This is a genomic window from Paenalcaligenes sp. (assembly GCF_030152715.1).
GTDB lineage: Bacteria > Pseudomonadota > Gammaproteobacteria > Burkholderiales > Burkholderiaceae_B > Paenalcaligenes > Paenalcaligenes hermetiae.
In genome coordinates this window covers 60,483-76,524 of the sequence record NZ_JASLIX010000092.1, presented here as the reverse complement: position 1 = coordinate 76,524, position 16,042 = coordinate 60,483, and the positions used below count along the sequence as shown (strand labels likewise).

At 48.2% G+C, this 16,042-nt stretch carries 15 protein-coding genes; 3 read left to right on the top strand and 12 right to left on the bottom strand.

Annotated features, from left to right (window positions below; genetic code table 11):
- Window positions 1–1,318: aconitate hydratase AcnA (acnA, locus tag Q1V74_RS07660; protein ID WP_300647814.1), on the top strand; the 1,318-nt coding region annotated here is incomplete at its 5' end.
- Window positions 1,319–1,333: 15 nt separating this feature from the next.
- On the opposite strand, the gene pgi is transcribed toward acnA, so the two are convergent.
- From pgi to Q1V74_RS07645, 3 genes are read right to left on the bottom strand one after another with little or no spacing between them, the layout of a single operon-like run.
- Window positions 1,334–2,896 carry a glucose-6-phosphate isomerase gene (gene pgi / locus Q1V74_RS07655; protein WP_300647812.1) on the bottom strand — a complete coding sequence of 521 codons (1,563 nt, stop codon included), beginning with the start codon at window positions 2,894–2,896 and terminating at the stop codon, window positions 1,334–1,336.
- A gap of 4 nt (window positions 2,897–2,900) precedes the next feature.
- Complete coding sequence (locus Q1V74_RS07650; protein WP_300647810.1) at window positions 2,901–3,269, bottom strand: hypothetical protein; 369 nt, start codon at window positions 3,267–3,269, stop codon at window positions 2,901–2,903.
- Window positions 3,232–4,311: an acyltransferase family protein gene (locus Q1V74_RS07645; RefSeq protein ID WP_300647808.1), complete on the bottom strand. Its 1,080-nt coding sequence runs from the start codon at window positions 4,309–4,311 to the stop codon at window positions 3,232–3,234. The genes Q1V74_RS07650 and Q1V74_RS07645 overlap by 38 nt, the downstream gene beginning before the upstream one ends.
- 118 nt (window positions 4,312–4,429) lie before the next feature.
- On the opposite strand from Q1V74_RS07645, the gene Q1V74_RS07640 reads away from it, so the two are divergent.
- Window positions 4,430–5,506, top strand: a complete 1,077-nt coding sequence (locus tag Q1V74_RS07640) for a tartrate dehydrogenase (protein ID WP_300647806.1) — start codon at window positions 4,430–4,432, stop codon at window positions 5,504–5,506.
- A 33-nt stretch (window positions 5,507–5,539) separates the two neighbouring features.
- On the opposite strand, the gene Q1V74_RS07635 is transcribed toward Q1V74_RS07640, so the two are convergent.
- The gene (locus Q1V74_RS07635) at window positions 5,540–6,154 is read right to left on the bottom strand and encodes a flavin reductase family protein (protein WP_260650304.1); all 615 of its coding nucleotides are present in this window, start codon (window positions 6,152–6,154) and stop codon (window positions 5,540–5,542) included.
- Window positions 6,155–6,314: 160 nt separating this feature from the next.
- Between Q1V74_RS07635 and Q1V74_RS07630 the strand changes: the two genes are divergently transcribed.
- Window positions 6,315–7,292: an AraC family transcriptional regulator gene (locus Q1V74_RS07630; RefSeq protein WP_300647803.1), complete on the top strand. Its 978-nt coding sequence runs from the start codon at window positions 6,315–6,317 to the stop codon at window positions 7,290–7,292.
- 11 nt (window positions 7,293–7,303) lie between these two features.
- Here Q1V74_RS07630 and Q1V74_RS07625 read toward each other — a convergent pair whose 3' ends face one another.
- From Q1V74_RS07625 to Q1V74_RS07590, 8 genes are all read right to left on the bottom strand, one after another.
- Window positions 7,304–8,890 carry an NAD(P)/FAD-dependent oxidoreductase gene (locus Q1V74_RS07625; RefSeq protein ID WP_300647801.1) on the bottom strand — a complete coding sequence of 529 codons (1,587 nt, stop codon included), beginning with the start codon at window positions 8,888–8,890 and terminating at the stop codon, window positions 7,304–7,306.
- Between the two features lie 23 nt (window positions 8,891–8,913).
- Window positions 8,914–9,435 carry a flavin reductase family protein gene (locus tag Q1V74_RS07620; protein WP_260650301.1) on the bottom strand — a complete coding sequence of 174 codons (522 nt, stop codon included), beginning with the start codon at window positions 9,433–9,435 and terminating at the stop codon, window positions 8,914–8,916.
- Window positions 9,436–9,459: 24 nt separating this feature from the next.
- Window positions 9,460–10,704, bottom strand: a complete 1,245-nt coding sequence (locus tag Q1V74_RS07615) for a styrene monooxygenase/indole monooxygenase family protein (protein ID WP_260650300.1) — start codon at window positions 10,702–10,704, stop codon at window positions 9,460–9,462.
- 49 nt (window positions 10,705–10,753) lie between these two features.
- Window positions 10,754–11,542: an SDR family oxidoreductase gene (locus Q1V74_RS07610; protein WP_300647798.1), complete on the bottom strand. Its 789-nt coding sequence runs from the start codon at window positions 11,540–11,542 to the stop codon at window positions 10,754–10,756.
- A gap of 49 nt (window positions 11,543–11,591) precedes the next feature.
- The gene (locus Q1V74_RS07605) at window positions 11,592–12,485 is read right to left on the bottom strand and encodes a tyrosine-protein phosphatase (RefSeq protein WP_300647797.1); all 894 of its coding nucleotides are present in this window, start codon (window positions 12,483–12,485) and stop codon (window positions 11,592–11,594) included.
- 38 nt (window positions 12,486–12,523) lie between these two features.
- A complete protein-coding gene (locus Q1V74_RS07600) occupies window positions 12,524–13,420 on the bottom strand; it encodes a transporter (protein WP_300647795.1) in 897 nt (298 codons plus the stop codon).
- A 259-nt stretch (window positions 13,421–13,679) separates the two neighbouring features.
- Complete coding sequence (locus tag Q1V74_RS07595) at window positions 13,680–14,711, bottom strand: TRAP transporter substrate-binding protein (RefSeq protein WP_300647794.1); 1,032 nt, start codon at window positions 14,709–14,711, stop codon at window positions 13,680–13,682.
- Window positions 14,712–14,736: 25 nt separating this feature from the next.
- Window positions 14,737–16,026, bottom strand: a complete 1,290-nt coding sequence (locus tag Q1V74_RS07590; protein ID WP_300647792.1) for a TRAP transporter large permease — start codon at window positions 16,024–16,026, stop codon at window positions 14,737–14,739.
- Window positions 16,027–16,042 lie beyond the last annotated feature (16 nt).

The window sequence follows — 16,042 nt, the reverse complement described above, 5'->3', positions numbered from 1 at the left end:
AGCGCATGAAAAAGGCTTAACGCGTAAGCCTTGGGTCAAAACCAGCCTGGCACCTGGCTCGCGCGTGGTGACCGATTACTATGAGCGTGCTGGTCTGACCCCGTATTTAGATGCTTTAGGTTTTAATTTAGTGGGTTACGGGTGTACCACATGTATTGGGAACTCGGGCCCGTTGATCCCCGAAGTGGCCGCTGCGATTGATGCCAATGATATGACTGTGGTTTCGGTGCTATCAGGCAACCGTAACTTTGAGGGGCGTATTCACCCGCAAGTAAAGATGAATTATTTAATGTCACCCCCTTTAGTGGTGGCGTATGCGATTGCGGGCACTATGGATATCGATCTACAAAATGATGTCTTAGCCACAGATGCGCAAGGCAATCCGGTTTATTTGAAAGACATTTGGCCAACGACAGAAGAAGTTCAAGCGGTCATCGAGCAGGCTATAACCGAGGATATGTATCGCCACGGTTATCAAGATGTGTTCGCGGGGGATGAGCGTTGGCAGCAGCTTCCTACACCAGAAAGCGAGCAGTTTCATTGGGATCCACAGTCTACCTATGTGCGCCACCCCCCTTATTTTGAACAAATGCGTGCTCAACCAGAGCCCGTGGCAGATATTGAAAACGCACGCGTGCTGGCTAAGCTGGGCGATTCGGTCACAACTGATCACATTAGCCCAGCGGGAGCGATTGTGCCCATGACGCCTGCCGCCATGTATTTAACTGAGCATGGCATAGAGCCCAAAGACTTTAACTCCTATGGTTCGCGTCGTGGTAACCACGAGGTCATGATCCGAGGCACTTTTGCTAATGTGCGCTTGCGTAACCAGCTAGCACCCGGTACCGAGGGCGGATATACCCGAGACTTTACCCAAGAGGGGGCGCCCATCACGACTATTTATGATGCGTCACGCCATTATCTTGCGCAGCAAGTGCCTTTGGTAATTTTGGCGGGTAAAGAATACGGGTCGGGGTCCTCGCGTGATTGGGCGGCTAAAGGTACGATGTTGTTAGGGGTGAAAGCGGTGATTGCCGAGTCCTATGAGCGTATCCACCGTTCGAATTTACTGGGTATGGGGGTTTTACCTTTGCAGTTTCCCGAGGGACAGAATGCCCAAACACTGGGATTACTTGGTGACGAAGTATTTAGTATCACTGGTGTGACCGCACTGAATCACGGGCAGATTCCTAAAACGGTACAGGTGAAGGCCGGAGACATAAGCTTTGAGGCGATTGTGCGTATTGATACGCCATCCGAGGCAGAGTATTTCCGCCACGGAGGGATTATGCAATATGTTTTACGTAGTTTGATGTAAACCGCTAAAGGGGCATTACGCCCCTTTACTTTTGAATTTATTAATCCAATAGGCGGTAGAGACATCATGCTTCGTACAGGGGGGCGTGGTTTGCTGTAGTTCTTTAATGATGTCTGAAGCGAGGAATTTACCGTATTCCACACCCCACTGGTCAAAAGGGTTTATCCCCCAGATTAACCCCTGTACAAAGACTTTATGCTCATACAAGGCCAACAGAGCGCCAAGGTGATAAGGGGATAAGCGCGGCAACACAATTAGAGTGTTGGGGCGCCCACCTTGATGTGTACGGTGTTTGGCGAGCCAGGCGGCATCGTTGGGAGCGTGGCCTTGCTGTAGGCATTCCTCGTAGGCTTGTTCGTAGTTCTTGCCTCGTAGCATGGCTTCGCGCTGGGCAAGACAGTTAGCTAACAGGCTTTGGTGATGCTCTTGCCAACGGTGATCGGCTTGCTGACAGACGATAAAGTCTACCGCTGCTCCTTCGGTGCCTTGGTGTAGCCACTGAAAAAAGGTGTGTTGCGCATCGGTGCCAGGCATGCCCCAAACTACAGGGCCAGTTGCTACAGGCACGGGTTCCCCATTTAGATCCACTGACTTACCAAGGGACTCCATCTCTAGCTGTTGAATATACGGAACCAGATATGCGAGGCGAGAATCATACGGGGCAATATTTAATGAAGCAATATGTAAGATATTGCGGTTAATAATGCCGTGTAGTGCCATTTGTACGGGAGCATTATGAGAAAGTGGCGCTGACTCAAAGTGGTGATCCATGGCTGCTGCCCCCGCATGCATACCCGCAATTACATCCGAGCTAACGCTTAAAGCGGTAGTGAGCCCCACACTGGACCACAGAGAAAAACGTCCCCCGACCCAATCCCAAAAAGTAAAAATGTTTTTTGTTGGAACCCCCCATTTTGCGGCTCGTTCAGGCTTAGCGGTAATGGCGACCACTTGTTCATACGGAGCAGGGACGCCAGCGGCTTTGAGCCACTCTAGGGCTCGCTGCGCGTTGGTTAAGGTTTCGGCCGTGGTAAAGGATTTAGAGGCTACCACAACCAGTGTGTCATGTGGGTTCAGGTCAGCTAAACCGCTTTCAATGGCATGGCCGTCAATGTTGGCCACGAAACGCACCGTACGCCATAACTTACTATAGCCAAAAGCACTGATACAAAGACGAACCCCCCAATCGCTACCGCCAATACCAATGTGCACAATATGACGCCAGCGGTGTGCCGTATCAGCGTGGCGGATAAAGGCATTAAAGCGCTCTCGCTCAGCAGTGACTTCGGGGGTAGTCATATGTTGGCGCAAGGCTGTGTGCCAGGCGGCTCGGTTTTCTGTTGGGTTGACGATACCACCATGTAGTAAAGCATGGCGTTGCTGTTCAAAGTGACGTTGCTCTAGTAAACGTGTGGTAGCGGTCTCGATGGCAGGGGAACAACGCTGACCACTGAAATCCAGCGTGATACCTGCCGCTTCGATTGTATAAAGACTGTTGAGTGTCGGTTTTGTTTGCTCTACAGCTGAAACGAGTTCCGACCAGGCTGGTAGTTGAGTAAGAGATGGGGTGGGTTGCATAGTGTTACGGATGAGGAGTTGGCATAGGTTTGTTTTCGATCAGATTAAGAACACCACGCACTAAGCGATAAATGTTCCAAATCATAGCCGCAAAAAAAATCACAAAGCCGACCCCAAGTAAAGCAGTTAGGGCGCCAAAAATGCATAGTCCTAAAGTGATCCAAAATGTACGGATTTGCCAAGTGAAATGAGAGACCAGCATGGGGTCTTTGATTTCATTGCGTTTAATGTGGTTAATAATAATAGCCACAATTGCTGGGATACCACCAAGAAAATAGCCAGCCCCATAAAGCGCATAAATAACCATGGTAAGTTGACGCTGACTTTTGAATGCATCATTGTTTAGGGGAGCTGGTTGTAGAGGCTGGTTCATGACGTGGGGAAAAACCTGTAAAAAGAGGATGGATAGAAACTAGTAGCCTTCGTATTAATATCACTATTCCTATTTGAATCAAAATAAAAAAGGTAAAGATAGGAATCAGCCACCAACCTTGTATTATAAAAGAAAATTTTTGATATAAAGGTGTATAAAGCTGAATAAAAAATACATGGATCCCATAAATGGTTAGGCTATGGGTACTCAGCCATAAGGTCAATCCTGTGGGCTTAGGCCAGCGATGGGCGTAGTGTACGATCAGATAAAAGGCGCTGGTAGCAGCTAGTATGACATTAAGGCTTAAGTAGTCATAGAAAAGCACGGAAGGTTGAGCTTGAGAGCGGCTAAGCCAATAGGTTGCTAATAGGGTAATCAGTGAGCCAAATACCAAGCCCAGCACAGCCCCTATAGAATAAGCGCGGCGTGGCCGCCATTCCATGATCCATGCGCCAACAAAAACATAGCCGATTAAGCCAGTAAAACTAAATAGCGCATACTGCGATTGGATCACAGAGGCTTTAGGAAAGAAAATCAAACCACCGTTAATACCTGCCCAAAGCAAAAGCCAGAGCTGCTTTTCTTTGCGAGTACTATGCTGGTAGAAAACACGCAAAAAAGGAATAGTTAAATAAATACCGATCAGGGCGTATAGATACCAAAGATGGTGACCAGTAGGGGTGTAAAACGATTGAACGATGACGCGCGGCAAAAAAGGAGGATCAGGGTTACGCAGTTGATTCCAAATTAGATAAAAAAAAGACCAGCCGATAAGCGGTGGTAAGATGCGTCTGAAACGTTTTTTAAAAAACACGCCTAGGGGCTCACGCTTATGCAGCAACAACGCACCACTGAGCATCAGAAAAAGTGGCACACTAATACGAGCAAGTCCATCATAGGTGTTGCTTGCCCACCAGTTTTTATCCCACTGATGAAAGCCTAAGGCTGCCACGTGCAGAAGTACGACCAGTACACAAGCTAAGGCGCGACAGAACACCAGATTTTGCAGTTGATTCGGGGGGAAACTACGGGTATAACTCATGACGGATAGACATACATATAATCATGTCTTTACCCTAACAAAATCGCTACTGTAAGTTGTTGCGAGCTTTGTATAAGTTTGAGCAAAGCTTACAGAGCAGAAACTACGATAGGTTACGATGAAAACACATAAAATCGCCGTGATGGCTGGAGATGGGATTGGGGTTGAGGTCATGCCAGAAGCGCTGCGTGTGCTGGAGACCGTGAGCAAAAAGCATGGCATTGCCTTAGAGTATGAGACTTTTGATTGGTCAAGTGCTGATTATTACCAAAAACACGGACAGATGTTGCCCGATGACTGGTTCGAGCAGCTACGAGATTTTGATGCGATTTTATTTGGCGCAGTGGGCTGGCCGGCGGTAGTCCCAGATCATATCTCTTTGTGGGGCTCGTTGCTAAAATTCCGTCGTGAGTTTGATCAGTACATCAACATGCGGCCGGTACGTTTAATGCCGGGGGTACCGTGTCCTTTGGCAAATAAAAAGCCCGGAGATATTGATTTTGTGGTGGTACGAGAAAATACCGAAGGGGAGTACACCAATTTGGGTGGGCGTATTTTCGAAGGAACCGAGCGCGAGGTAGTGATCCAAGAATCCGTGTTTACACGCACGGGTGTGGACCGGGTCTTAAAGTACGCGTTCGAGGTCGCACAGAGCCGCCCAGCTAAACATTTGAGCTCCGCCACCAAATCCAATGGTCTGGCTATTAGTATGCCGTATTGGGATGAGCGGCTTGAGCAGATGGCGGCGCAGTATCCAGAAGTGCGTTGGGATAAGCATCATATCGATATTATGACAGCTCGTTTTGTGCTTAATCCAGAACAGTTTGACGTGGTGGTTGCGTCAAACTTATTTGGAGATATTTTGTCGGATCTTGGGCCGGCGTGTACTGGGACAGTGGGAATTGCGCCTTCGGCAAATTTAAATCCAGAGCGTCGTTTTCCTTCCTTGTTTGAACCTGTACATGGCTCGGCGCCGGATATTGCGGGTAAAAATATCGCTAACCCTGTGGCTATGATTTGGTCGGCGGCCATGATGGTTGAGTTTTTAGGTCAAGGCCAAGCGCCTTATCAAGCGGCTTATACAGATATGATGCAGGCGATTGAGCATTGCTTAGAACAAGGGCCTCGAACTGCAGACTTAGGTGGTAAGGCTACGACCACAGAGGTTGGTCAAGCGATTGCTGCTATGATTTAAAATAAGAAAAGTCACCAATCGGTGACTTTTTCTTTATTTGGGGCGACGCATATCAAACAGCGTATCATCGTTGATTTCGTAATAGTCGCCTGGGCCGCCGCCTCGTAATATCGGTCGCCCAGCAGCACAGTGATAGATACCATCTTTAATGAGAGCGGGGTTAATATGCACGCCCACGGCTTCTCCTAGCACCATCCACGTATCGATGGCTTCGCCTTGATGGTCAGTGAGCTGAAAATGCTGCGTTACTTTGCACTCAATAGAAACATGGCTTTCCCCTACACGAGGAGCTGCCACAAGCTGACCCGCAATGGGAGTCAGTTGAGCAAATTCGAATTCGTTAACCGCTTGCATTGTGCTACTTTGGTTCATGGGCTCGGCTAAATCGCGCGAGGCCAAGTTCCAGGTGAAGACACCGGTTTCAATGGCATTGCGCACACTGTCTTTGTAACCCACACTGGAAAAAGCAATAACTGGCGGTTGGTAATTAAAAATATTACAAAAACTATAGGGTGCAAGATTTGGGTTGCCAGCCGTATCTTGGGTACCGATCCAACCGATTACTCTAGGACCGACGATGGAGCTAATGGGATCATGGCGTAGGCCGTGACCTTTTAGGGGTTCGTAAAAATGGTAATGATTTTGCACAGTTGTCTCTTCCAGTAAGCCAAAATAGAATCAAGGTTCGGGAATATCCCCATAGTGAAGCATATACTTTACAACTAAAATAATTAAACGGCAAACGTCTAAACCGTTTGTTTATATTGGATTTTATCCTTTTGCTAGTGGCCTTTTTAAGGTAATCATCATGTCACCTAATTCGACTCAGTGGCAGGACTTTGCCTCGAACGATCTTGATCAGGTGCAGTCTTCTGTTAGCTCCATGATTAAACCGCATCGCCTTAGTCTGAAAAAGTCATCGCAGCCTTTGCAGACACGTATGCGTTTTGTGCAGTTTGGGCAAGTGGCTTTAATGCGCCTGGGCTATGGTGCTGATGTACGTATTCAACCCGAAGAGCTGGCCGGTTTTTACTTAATTCAGCTACCACAATATGGACAAGCCACGATTCGTTGTGGAGGCGAGACGGTAGATTCTTCGCCTAAGATTGCGACGGTACTGAATCCGAATGCGGAAATTGATATGGTGTGGCACGCTAATAATGAGCAGCTGATGCTAAAAGTAGACCGTACGCTTGTAGAAAACATAGCCCTTAATTTGGATTGGCATGTTCCTAGCTCAGGACTCATTTTTCCCGTGAAGCTCGAAGCGCATCGTTCTACGAATTGGCAGCTGATGCTACGTTACGTGGTTGACTGTGCACGTAACTCAGATTCGGTTTTACAGTCGCCATTATTGATAGCGCAATTAGAGCAGCTGATTGCCACCACATTATTAGACGCACATCCCCCGTTAACAGCAGAAAAGCCGCGTGTTCCGGGTAAGGTTTTGCCAAAACATATTCGCTTAGTAGAAAACTATCTTCATGAACATGCTGATCAAGTGATTCGTGTGGATGAGCTTGCGGCACTGGCGCAGGTCAGTATTCGTACTTTACATGCAGGTTTTCAAGAGTATTGTGGCATTAGTCCTATGCAATACCTACGTCAGATTCGATTGGATCGAGCTCGTCATGATTTGCTGCATAGTTTGGATCCCAACGTTTCAGTAGCGCAAGTAGCCTTGCGTTGGGGGTTTATGCACCAAGGGCGCTTTAGTGCAGAATATAAACAGCGTTTTGGTGAAACCCCTAGTCAAACGCTGCAGCGTCGGCGCCACGAAATGTAGCGCCGATAGATCTATTTTTTAGCAATGCGGTTCGCTGCTAAATAACCGGATTGCCCTCCTAAACCTGGACCAGGGTGAACCGAGGCACCAATATGATGTAGATTGGCGATAGGGGTTTTACCGGTGCGTGCTTTAGCTTCGCCGGCAAAGGGGCGCATAAAGAAAAACTGATCGGGTGAGCATACTCCCGAATAAGGATCCCCACCCACCAGGTTGATGTTCCACTGCTCTAAATCGGCTGGACTAAAGGCTTTGTGGCCAATAATATGTTGACTCCAGCCGGGCATCACGCTTTCTAAGCGTTGCTTGACGCGCTCTACCATGGCTTCGCGTACCTCTTCATTCCATTTGCCATCGGTGGGGATGGTAATTTCATCGGCCGCATCTGCTTTAATCGTAGAGGGCATGTCTTGCATTTGTACCCATAAAATCCACGAGCCATCGGGGGCACGGCTAGGGTCTACGGCAAGTGGTTGCCCCACCGCTAAAGTCGGTTTGCGTGGGAGCCAACCGTTATTGGCTTCGACGACCGAGGCACAGACCTGCTCCATGCTTTCGGTCACATGCACCATAGGTACATGAATGAGTTCGGGGTTAATCCAAGTGGGTTTTTCTTTAAGCGCAAAGTGGATTTGCATGCCACCGCGTCCATAACGGTAAGCGCTAGCATGGTCTTTGTAGCGTTGTTCGGCATTAGGAATGAGTTGTTCATAAAGCTGGTTGGGTGTGACGTTACAGACAACGGCTTTGCTGGCTAAATATTGTTCAGAACCGACCCGTACGCCTGTGGCTTTGTTATTTTCGATGAGGATTTGATCCACATGTTTGCCCGTTAATACTTGCCCACCGGCTTTTTCGATAAGTTGAGTAAAGGCTTTGACGATATTGTAGCTACCGCCTTTTACCACCGGCATACCCCCTGCAACGACAGCAGAAAAGGTTAATTTGCCAATTAAAGACGATGTGGCTTCGTCAGGGCCTAATCCGCTGTGAAGTACCCAAGGGGCAATCATGGCGCGGGTTGCATCCCCAGAAAGCTCGCGTTCTGCCCAACGCCTGAAGTTTTCTAGGGACTGCGAGGCAAAGTGCATCATGCCATCGATGCCGCGCTCGCGCCATGATTTAAACACTAGCTTACTGGTGTCCCAGCTGTATGGCTCACCGCCCATGAGACCAAAAACCAACCCCGCATCCGGGCCAAATAAGCGTGCGGCGGCTTGTCCTATTGCATCGCCATCACCCGGAGCGATTTGGTTAAGTCTTTGAATGGTGTCATCCATGTCTTGACGTAAGGCAATGCCTACGCCGTCTGGCGTGGCCAAACCCGTACTATAGTCACTTTGTACAAACTCGAGCCCAGCTTCTTTTAAAGCTGGTGCGAGCTCGGCATAGGCTGCACCGCCTACAAATAGGGGGTACCAGCTAGAAAACACATCGTGAGTGAACCCGGGAAAGAGCTCCTCGGTGCGTATGCAGCCCCCCGCGATGGGGTTACGCTCTAAAACCGTGACGCGTAAGCCGCGTTGTGATAGAAGCGCTGCACAACTTAATGAGTTCATGCCGCTGCCTACAATGACCACGTCTGATTTGGATTGCATGGATGTCTCCTCAGTGGGTTTTATTATTCGCTAAGACGAGTGAACTTACCGCGGTGAAAAACGGCTGGCTCATGTTCAGTGATGGTACTATGGCGAACCACGCGTCCGATAAAGATCGTGTGATCGCCGCCTTCGTATTGACGATAGTTTTCACAGACAAAGGTGGCGACGCAATCATCAATTAAAGGCACGCCTTCTTCACCGTCAGCATGAGAGACCAAAGCGAACTTATCTTCGATTTTTGAGTTGGCAAATCCTAGCGCTGCCTCAGTTTGCTTACTGTTAATAATATTAATAGCAAAATAATTGCAGTTTTCAAAAAACGCGCGGCTAGGGGAGTGATTAACCAAGCTCCACATAATCAAAGGGGGTTCCAAAGAAAGCGAGCTAAACGAGTTAATGGTCAAGCCCACAGGCCGCCCTTCAGGTGTGCGGGTGGTTACAATAGCGACACCAGTAGGAAAGCAACCTAAGGCTTGTCGAAATGCACGGCTGTCAAAAATATTGACAGAGCTATCTGAGGATGAGGTGGCCTGATTAGACATGAAAATAACTCCTTATTAATACAACTATGCAGTCACGGGCTCTTGAGCTTTGGCTTGGATTAACTTTTCAGCCTCGGTGAGATCAGCCCACGCAGGGAACAGCACGGGTGGATGGTCAAAAGCATTTGCCATAAAGTGCGCTAAACGTGGGTGTTTTTCTGCACCGGTTAACAAAGCGAGCGCTTGAGGGGTAGGAGGCAAGAGCATGGAGTTTGTCCATGTCACCACGCGATTGGCATACTCCCAGTATTTTTCAAACGTGCTTTCCATCCATTGACGATCAAAAGGCTGCTCGCCGCGTTCTAAAATACTATCTAAATATACCTGAGCACATTTAGCGGCGTTGTTGGAACCCTGACCTGTAATGGGGTCATTGACTACGACCGCATCACCCATACCCAACACAATGTTGCCAGAAGGCAAGGTCAGTACGGGTTTGCGCACTGTGGGAGGGAAGCTGCCCGCTAAATAGCCTTGATCATCGGTAAGCTCACAGTTACGAGCGCGGTCGCCTTCCCAAGGTAAGAACTCTTGTAAGAAAGAGACGCTACGCTCAAAGTGTTCTTGCGGGCTTTGGGCATCGCGGAAGCGATCTAAAGGACCACCGGGCACGCCTTCAAATACCATGATATCGCATGGTCCTGATAGCGTTAAGGAGGGGAACACAAAATACTCACCCACACCTGGGATAAAGTTAAAGGAAACGCGGGAGTATTCGGGGGTGGGCTCTAAACCATGGACATAGGTAAGTGCCAAAGCGCGTTGGGGCTTGTCAAAAGGGGAGCGAGAGGGATCGCGCTCTAATAAGCGTACGACTTCGCCTTTACCAGCCGCTAAAACTGTTAGATCATATTCGTTGCTGATACGTTCCATTTCGGCAATGCCCACGTCTTCAATAACAACGCGGCCACCCCGTTTTTCAAATTCCTCTAACCAGACGGGCATTTTAATGCGTTGGTCAGTGGCTTGGGCGACGCGATCAAGGCGTCCGCTCCAATCTACGGCTTTGGTATCGGGTTTTTCTGGATCAGGTAAGGCAAAGCCGATCCCTTCTACCGGAGGGCATTCATCTTCCCAAAAGTTAATGCCTAAACGGCGCTCTACGTCGAGTGCATTGGCAAACATACACTGACTCGACATGACGCGACCTTCACGGATTTGATCGGGAGTGCGGTTGGTGTATACCGCTACCTCATAACCTTTTTCTAGCAGGCCAAAAGCAACCGGCATACCGGCTTGTCCGCCACCAATAATAGCGATTTTACGCATAGTAAAGTCTCCTGTTATCTATCAGAGAATCATGGAAAATGAGACGCACTTACTCCGCGAGTTTAGGGATAGCGGGTACGTTTTGTTCGGGGCCCATGGCGGAATAACCACCATCGACGGCATAATCAGCACCGGTGACAAAGCTTGCTGCATCGGAGAGAAGAAAAGCCACCACTTCGCCCACTTCTTCTGGGTTGCCGACACGCCCAAGCATATGGAACGGTGCGGCCACTTGATCTGTTTTGGCTCGGTCACCCCCGGTGATTTCGTCCATGACGCGCGACCAAGTCCAGCCGGGGGACACAGAGTTGACACGGATATGATCCGCCGCAAAATCCATCGCTAAGCTGCGGGTTAACTGCAAAATTGCGGCTTTAGAAACGGGGTAGAGCCAGCGCCCTGTTTGGGCAATAGAAGAAGAAATGGAGGTGAAATTCACAATCGCTCCCCCTTGCTGTGCTTGCAGATAAGGGCGAACAATTTTACTCATTTCTACGGAGCTGACAACGTTAATATTGAGGGCGGTGAGCCAATCCTCACGGCTTGAGTTCATTCCTTCATCTAGGTAAGAACAGGCCAGATTGACTAAGCCATCGATACGACCAAAGTGTTGGCTTACTTCTGCAGTGGCAGCAGTAATGGCATCATTATCCGTAATATCAACATGCCAGAAGCGTGCTACTTGTTCATCTTGGCCAACGGCCGCTGCCCCGCCCACCTTGTCAATATCAAATACGGCAACGCGAGCGCCATATTGGCGTAGCACTTGCACCACACCAGCACCAATTAGAGTGGCGCCGCCTGTGACAATAAATACTTTTTTTTCTAAACCTTTCATGGTCAGCTCCGCAGAGAAGGTCGTGATTATGAGGAGTAAACCGGTGAGCTTATTCCACCAGTTTGGCTTTGATACGTTGTTGTGTCTCGGGGGAGACATTCAGCCCTTTGGTGATGTATTCATCCATTGAGCCATAGTTCTTTTCCGCTTCGTTAAAGGAGATTTCTAGCCAGTTTTCCTGTACACCCATAAAAGGAGCAAAGGCTAAAGCGGCTTGTACCCCTTTTTGGCTCGCGGTTTTGTTGAAGCTTTCTGTAATAGACTGCAGGGAGTAGTCATTAGAGAGTAGAAAGTCATTCATGATCACATCACGTGGAACACCGGCAATGTGCAATAGGATGGCCGATACCCAGCCTGTGCGATCTTTACCGCCGGAACAGTGCACGATTTGCGCGCCATCATTTTCGGCAATTTGATTAAGTAACGTACCGATTTCTTTACGGGCATGCTCATCATTAGTGATTAAGCGGTAGATTTCCTCTGCCCCCGCAATGGTTTTTTCAGGACGTTCGGTAAAGCCTGTGCGTACACTTTCTACATCATCCCAGCCAAGTAAATTCCTGTTTTCCCATTTCGCTCCAGGGATTTCGGTATCAGGGTGCAAAGCGATTTCCCCAGGAGTCCGTAAGTCATAGATGTGACGGATATTGAGTGACGATAGCTGCTTGATATCACTATCACTGAGTTCTAGTGCATTGGAGCGAAAAATCACACCAGATTTGAGTTTTTTTCCTGATGTGGTTTGATATGGTGTGCCTTCGCCTGCCAGATCACGGAAGTTATCGGCTTTTTCCAAAGTAACAGTACGATGCAAAGCGGCTTGAGAGGGAGCGCTTGGCGCCGTTTCCGCTGCTTGAAGATAGGCAACAGGGCTCATCATAGCGACAGCTAATAGGCTATTTGTGATAAGTTTTTTAAACGTGTACGAGGTTGTCATTTTCATATTGTCTCCTTAATACATAGTTATCGAACGCGTACAAATTAAAATGGGATAGCGGCTTTAACGAGGAATTGATGGCCTTTGGGGCGACTACGAACCCCAACGTCTTGCTGCCATTTCGCGGTAAAAAGCCAGCCGTTAGGGTTGGCATAGCGCAAGGTTGGGCCAATGCCAATGGCACGCGCTTTACCATCCCCAGCTAACGGTCCACTATCTTTTTTAAACTGCTGATAGGCATATCCCCCAATGCCTGCGACCCAACCATTCCCAAAGCCATAACCGAGTGCATAGTCAGCATGAATAGCGTGCCCGGTACGGGTATGGGTATCGCTGTTATTCATGTTGAAATCCACCATGGCTTTAATATCGAAATTCACCCCTTTGGGCTGGGTATAGGTAAACGCCGCAGCAGGTTGGATCGTCCAGTAGTTACGACCCAGGTTGGCCATTTCACCTTTTTTGTAGCGTCCAGTAGGAGCAACAAAATCCACACCGATGACTGCATGTGCAGCATCGCTAAAGTGGTAGCCTAGAGCTGGACCAAAGGCAATGTCGCCTAGACCGGAGCGGCGTTTACTCATTCCCATGGCTTGCTCTTTAACGGTCAGTAAGGGAAATAGCGCATGAAAAGCCAGCTGCCCACCGGCGACTTGTTGCGGTGTTACCCAAACGACCCGAGGTGCGACCATGCCGACCTCGACTTTAAAATCAGGAACAGGGATTTTGTCACCATGCCGATCACGGACGGAGTTGTAACGCATGGTGCCACCGTACATAAGCAGGTGCACCCCTGGCCCTGGTAAAGCGCCTGACATATAGGATTCCAAACCATCTGGATAAATAGGAAGCCCATTTCCTTCGATGGCGTGCGCGTTATAAGACAAGCCAACAAGGGCGGCACAGCTTAGTGCACATGTCAGATATTTTGTTTTAACCATTGTCTCCACCTTTACGCTTTTATTGTTTAGTTGTGAATGATTTAGATGGTAGGGTTATGATTTTTATTGGTCTATCCAGTTTTGGCAGGGCTTATCCACTTAGTGCAAATACTTGTCTTTTTTAGGGAAAACCCCAGCGGTTTTTCATAAGGCTTTCATAAGCGATTGATATAGAAAAAGAAATTTTTGTTTAGGTTTAAAGCTTCCAACAAAAAAAAGCCCATCATCATGATGGGCGTATAAAAGAGTGGGTGAAAAATTAAGGCTGGCTAAGTGCTTGGATTTGTTCGCGGTAAAATTGGAGTGCGGCTTGGCCATCCACGTTTTTCTTTTTGGCAGCTTTGATCCAGTCTTCTTCAATAAAAGCCAAATCGGCTTTTAGCTTTTCTAGTTCAGCACCCTCGACATGGTAAGTTTTTAGCCCTGCTGCGCTAAGATTCTGAATCGATTGGTTCTCCGCTTCTTGCCATTTTTTGCCAAAATCACGTGCCATGGCTTCGCCAGAGATTTGTTCAATAGCAGCGCGGTCCGCTTCACTGATTGCGTTCCATTTGCGTTCATTCATAAAAAGAAACTGGCTGGACTTACCCAAACCACCGGGGGCGGCTACAGCGCTTTTAATGAGTTTGTCGAGCTTAAAATTTTCAATTTGATCATATTGAAAATATAGTCCGTCAATAACACCGCGCGAGAGCATTTCATAACTTTCAGAGGCAGGGGCGTTTACCGAAACAGTAGCCATGGCTTTACCAATGCTATCAAACAGCGGACTAGGAGAACGTAGTTTTAGTCCTTTTAGATCATTCAGGCTCTTGATTTCTTCTTTTGTCGTAAAAATCACGGTGGCCGGACTAGTCCAAAGCCCAATAAGTTTTACGCCACGATGCTCATTAGCATCGAGCATAAATTTTTCGTACGTGCGCCAATACGCGACGGAGTTAATGCCACCGTCTTCAGTGGTAAAAGGCAGTTCGGCAAACTCAATCAAAGGAAAGCGAGTGGCGGTGTAACTGTGTACGGACATGCCCATATCGGCCACGCCATTGCGTACTAAATCTAAATGCGCTTGAGGTTTGCCTAAAGGGTTGATGAACTCGACTTTTACCCGTCCTTCTGTGACCTCGTTAACTTTAGCAGCCCATGGCTCAAGCATTTCTTTTACGATGTAATGCGCAGGGGGGAGCCAGTTAGAAAAGCGAATCACTTGAGTGTCAGCATTGGCGGCGCTAAAAGGATTCAAGGCAGCGAGGCCTAGCCCTAAACAGGCGCCTAAGCGTTGGATGAGTTTCATTTGTCTTCTCCTTATGAGTGGTTTTTTACATGCTGTTGGGGATCACTAGCACAATCCATGGAATGAGTACGAGTAACGCTAAACGGATAATGTCAGTAATAACAAAAGGGCTGACCCCTATAATTGCGGTCCGTAAAGGAATATCTGGCATGACGTTTTTAATCATGAAAATATTCAGGCCAAGTGGGGGGGTGATTAAACTGATTTCTGCTGCCACCACAACTACAATGCCAAACCACACCAAATCAAAGCCTAACGAGGCCACAATAGGATAGAAAATAGGCACGGTGAGCATGACCATGGACATGGTTTCTAAAAAGCAACCTAAGACCAGGTAAATTAGGCAAATCAGAAAGATAACAGTCAATGGGGAAACAGCTAGCCCATTGATAAAATCAAGAAGCTGGTTAGGTAGGCCTGCAACAGTGAGAAAATTAGTAAAAATAAGTGCACCAATGACCAGCGCAAACATGACGGCTGTTGTTTGTGCTGCCTCAATCAGAACAGTGAGATAGAGTTTAGGCTGCCAGCCACGGCGTTTAAAGGTAATAAGAAAGGTACAAAACGCGCCGATGCCTGCGGCTTCCGTTGGGGTGAATACCCCACCGTAAATACCACCCATGATGACTATAAAAAGCAAAGTAATTGCTAATACGCCTTTGGTAGCGTGTAGCCGTTGTTTCCAGGTGCTTTTTTCGCCAGGTTGCCCTAGTTTTGGGTTGATAGTTGTCAGGATGACCACCGTTAACAAATACATGAGCATGGCGATAAAACCGGGTAAGAAGCCCGCGGCAAAGAGCTTGCCAATATCGGTTTCGGTAAGAATGCCATAGACCACCATGATTACACTGGGTGGGATGAGAATCCCTAAGGTACCACCCGCGGCAATACTCCCTGTGGCAAGACGGTCATCGTAATGGTATTTGCGCATATTGGGCATGGCGACTCGGCTCATTGCGGCTGTCGTTGCCATGCTAGAACCAGACAAGGCACTAAATGCTCCGCAAGCAATGATGGTAGCCATGGCCAAGCCACCGCGTAAATGTCCAATAAAAGCATTGGCGGCAGCGTATAAATCACGCGATAACCCCGAGGCATTGACCAGATTACCCATTAAAATAAACAACGGTAATACCGTAAAGCTATAGCTCATGCCAGTATCGAAAGCAGTTTGAGCAGCCATGGTGTAGGCGGCTTCAATGCCCGTAAAATAGCTAAAGCCCAGCGTGCCAACAAGCAGCATGCCCCAAGCAATGGGTAAGCCCATAAATAGGCTGAACATTAATATGGCTAAGCCAAGAATAGAAATAAGCATAATGACACCTCGCTCT

Excerpts from the sequence above, each read along its gene's own strand:
- pgi (WP_300647812.1), bottom strand. The coding sequence starts at position 2,896 with ATGCAACCCACCCCATCTCTTACTCAACTACCAGCCTGGTCGGAACTC.
- Q1V74_RS07650 (WP_300647810.1), bottom strand. The coding sequence starts at position 3,269 with ATGAACCAGCCTCTACAACCAGCTCCCCTAAACAATGATGCATTCAAA.
- Q1V74_RS07645 (WP_300647808.1), bottom strand. The coding sequence starts at position 4,311 with ATGAGTTATACCCGTAGTTTCCCCCCGAATCAACTGCAAAATCTGGTG.
- Q1V74_RS07640 (WP_300647806.1), top strand. The coding sequence starts at position 4,430 with ATGAAAACACATAAAATCGCCGTGATGGCTGGAGATGGGATTGGGGTT.
- Q1V74_RS07630 (WP_300647803.1), top strand. The coding sequence starts at position 6,315 with ATGTCACCTAATTCGACTCAGTGGCAGGACTTTGCCTCGAACGATCTT.
- Q1V74_RS07625 (WP_300647801.1), bottom strand. The coding sequence starts at position 8,890 with ATGCAATCCAAATCAGACGTGGTCATTGTAGGCAGCGGCATGAACTCA.
- Q1V74_RS07620 (WP_260650301.1), bottom strand. The coding sequence starts at position 9,435 with ATGTCTAATCAGGCCACCTCATCCTCAGATAGCTCTGTCAATATTTTT.
- Q1V74_RS07615 (WP_260650300.1), bottom strand. The coding sequence starts at position 10,704 with ATGCGTAAAATCGCTATTATTGGTGGCGGACAAGCCGGTATGCCGGTT.
- Q1V74_RS07610 (WP_300647798.1), bottom strand. The coding sequence starts at position 11,542 with ATGAAAGGTTTAGAAAAAAAAGTATTTATTGTCACAGGCGGCGCCACT.
- Q1V74_RS07605 (WP_300647797.1), bottom strand. The coding sequence starts at position 12,485 with ATGAAAATGACAACCTCGTACACGTTTAAAAAACTTATCACAAATAGC.
- Q1V74_RS07600 (WP_300647795.1), bottom strand. The coding sequence starts at position 13,420 with ATGGTTAAAACAAAATATCTGACATGTGCACTAAGCTGTGCCGCCCTT.
- Q1V74_RS07595 (WP_300647794.1), bottom strand. The coding sequence starts at position 14,711 with ATGAAACTCATCCAACGCTTAGGCGCCTGTTTAGGGCTAGGCCTCGCT.
- Q1V74_RS07590 (WP_300647792.1), bottom strand. The coding sequence starts at position 16,026 with ATGCTTATTTCTATTCTTGGCTTAGCCATATTAATGTTCAGCCTATTT.